Annotated in this window: 3 protein-coding genes and 1 pseudogene; 2 read left to right on the forward strand and 2 right to left on the reverse strand. The window is 41.4% G+C overall.

Annotated elements, in window-relative coordinates:
* Window positions 1-222: pseudogene (locus VIP81_RS02165) on the reverse strand (ABC transporter ATP-binding protein); the annotation flags it as partial.
* Between the two features lie 133 nt (window positions 223-355).
* Between VIP81_RS02165 and VIP81_RS02170 the strand changes: the two are divergent.
* Window positions 356-874: a DUF4251 domain-containing protein gene (locus VIP81_RS02170; RefSeq protein ID WP_331956837.1), complete on the forward strand. Its 519-nt coding sequence runs from the start codon at window positions 356-358 to the stop codon at window positions 872-874.
* A 206-nt stretch (window positions 875-1,080) separates the two neighbouring features.
* Here VIP81_RS02170 and VIP81_RS02175 read toward each other — a convergent pair whose 3' ends face one another.
* Window positions 1,081-1,545 (reverse strand): GNAT family N-acetyltransferase, encoded by a 465-nt coding sequence (locus tag VIP81_RS02175; RefSeq protein ID WP_331956838.1) that lies wholly within the window; start codon window positions 1,543-1,545, stop codon window positions 1,081-1,083.
* Window positions 1,546-1,601: 56 nt separating this feature from the next.
* Between VIP81_RS02175 and VIP81_RS02180 the strand changes: the two genes are divergently transcribed.
* Window positions 1,602-2,222, forward strand: coding sequence for an HAD family phosphatase (locus VIP81_RS02180; RefSeq protein ID WP_331956839.1), 621 nt, complete (start codon window positions 1,602-1,604; stop codon window positions 2,220-2,222).
* Window positions 2,223-2,806 lie beyond the last annotated feature (584 nt).

Here is a 2,806-nt window from a genome sequence, read left to right on the forward strand (position 1 = left end):
CAGCTTTAAGGCAAAGTAAGCGCCCGCATACATAAAGGCATAACGGGGCAGCCCTGCAGCGTCCTGCTGTATTTTGCCGATAAACCAGCCAAATAATACAGGATTCAGTGAAAAGGTAATATTGGCCAGGAAAAATAATAGGTAGACCAGCAGGTATTTTTTACGTTGATGCCTGGCATACTTCCAGGCGGTTTTCAGTAACGAAATATAAGGGTTCGGCATGGTTCCGGTTTAATCATCTGTTGTTAAAATTAAGCTATTTAACAGGAATGTGTCTATTAGAAAGGTAAACAAAAATAGCTGCTGGCTGTTATGGTACGATATTAGCTCACTCTCAACCGTAAAATCTTACCATATGAAAAGGTCCTTTTTCTTAAAACCACTCCTCCTCCTGACGCTGGCTGTTATCACCACCACTGGTTTATTTGCGCAGGAAACTAAAGCACAGAAAAAAGCAGACAAGATAGCGCAGATTAAATCACTGATGGATGCGCAAAACTATGTGTTCGTGGCCCAGAATGCTTTCCCGATGGGTGGCCGTATGCGGAGCATCACACCGGATTATAACCTCACCGTGTCCACTGATTCTATTGTGAGCTATCTGCCGTTTTTCGGTCGCGCATATACTGCTGATTATGGCAGTACGAAATCGCCACTGGATTTCAAAACAAAGTCCTTCGACTATTCCGCTAAACCGGGTAAAAAAGACGGATGGAATGTTACGATTAAACCGAAAGATCATAAAACCGTACAGTCGATGAACTTAACTGTTTCCAGTGAAGGCTATGCTTCCCTCCAGGTAACCAGCACCGACCGTTCAGCAATGAGTTTTAACGGTTATATAACAGAAAGAAAAGCGAAGAAAAGTAAATAGCGCGAGTTTTTGTTTTGATCAGGATTGTACTGATTTTGATGATTTTCCCGATTTTATTTTTTAAATTTTGAGAGATTAAAAAAGGATTAGAGAAGATAGAAGCAAACACCCGCTTTTATCTTCTCTAATCCTTTTTTAATCTGTGATATATAAAAATAGAATCGGGAAAATCATCAAAATCAGTACAATCCTGAGAAAGACAAAAATCAAATGGTCTTTACCATTTCATAATTCTCCAACGCTACTTCCCCCAGTTGCACCTGCTGCGTTTTCATCATCTTAAACCCCTGCTTTTCGAAAAACGGCCGGGCAGTAATGCTCACATAAGCCGTGAGCGTTGATAGGCCCAGTGCTGCGGCTTTTTCATAGATCTGTTGTATCAATAAGGAAGCGATACCCTGTCCCTGATAATCTTTGTGTACGTACATCATGTCCAGTTCTCCATCTTCTTCCAAAGAGGAAAATCCGGTAATAACATCATCTGCCGTCACCGCTACATAAAAGTATTGTTCCTTAATTTTATTTTCGAGAGAAGTAATCCTTTCCCCGGTGGCGGCCCAAGCCGTAATTTGTTCCGGGCTGTAATGCTGTCGGTTGATCTCCGTAATAGTGCCCTGGTAGAGGTTTTTAAGGGCGGATATATCCTGTAGTGTAGCCATTCGTATTTGCATATTGATTTTTTAATGCAAGGATAGCGTTATTTTAGTAAGGCAATAAATTTTTCGTGATGACTAACCATGCAAATATTACCACGTTATTCCTCGATATTGGTGGCGTACTACTTACCAATGGCTGGGATAGGGGAGCCCGTAAACTGGCCATTCAAACCTATGGTTTGGACGCGCTGGAAATGGAAGAACGGCATCACCTTACCTTCGATACCTATGAGGAAGGTAAACTGACGCTGGACGAGTACCTGACCCGGGTGGTGTTTTATGAAGACAGATCCTTTACCCGTAAGCAGTTCCGTGATTTTATGTTTGCCCAGTCGGCGCCTTATCCGGATATGCTGAACATGGTGACGGAGCTGAAAGCAAAGTATAAACTGAAAATTGCCATCGTCAATAACGAAGGCCGGGAGCTGAATGAACACCGGATCCAGCATTTTAATATCAGCAGTTTCGTGGACTTCTACATTTCTTCCTGCTTTGTTCACTTTCGTAAACCAGATGCGGATATTTATAAAATAGCGTTGGACATCGCCCAGGTAAAACCCGCTGAAGTGGTGTACCTGGAAGACCGGTCTATGTTTGTAGACGTGGCTAACGGATTAGGCATAAACGGCATTTGCCATACCGATTATGAAAGTACCCTAAAAAAACTGGAGGCGTTTGGGCTTACGTTGTAATCAGGGAGATAGGGTAGGTGACCGTTGCTATTGAACTGCGGGCATAAGCACCATTGCTTTTTAGTTAAGATGGCGTTAGGGAGATAATATCTTTCTTAGTCGTGCCGGTACCGGGGGCATAAGGCCCCGGGCTGCCGTCGTTATACAAATTAAATTTGCTTTAGAGAAATGGCATCTTTAATAGAGATACCAATGCCCTGGGCCTAAGCCCTCCGTCTGCTGTCAGGCGAGTGAAAAGGAGAGCAGCAGCGAAGTGTAAATGAATATTAAACACCTCATGTATATTTTGCGGCATTTTTCTTTTTAAAATATTTTAAAATCTCTTAAAAATAGAAACTTACTCAATTAGTACTCCTTTTTTACCGCTGGTGTAATTTTTTTACCCTTGCCACCTACTTTGTTACAATTAATTTCTATTTTGTTGGCATGATTCAAGTTTAGCACAGTTCCACGTTTTAGCGGTAGTTGATAATTTAAATTCCATTAACAATTGGGGATCTCTAAATAAAAATAGTGATGCATCAGCTGAGAAGCTAAATGCATTTAGCAATCAATGTAAACTTTTTAAAAAAATCCAGATCTAT

It is taken from the genome of Chitinophaga sp. (assembly GCF_036566945.1).
Taxonomy (GTDB): domain Bacteria; phylum Bacteroidota; class Bacteroidia; order Chitinophagales; family Chitinophagaceae; genus Chitinophaga.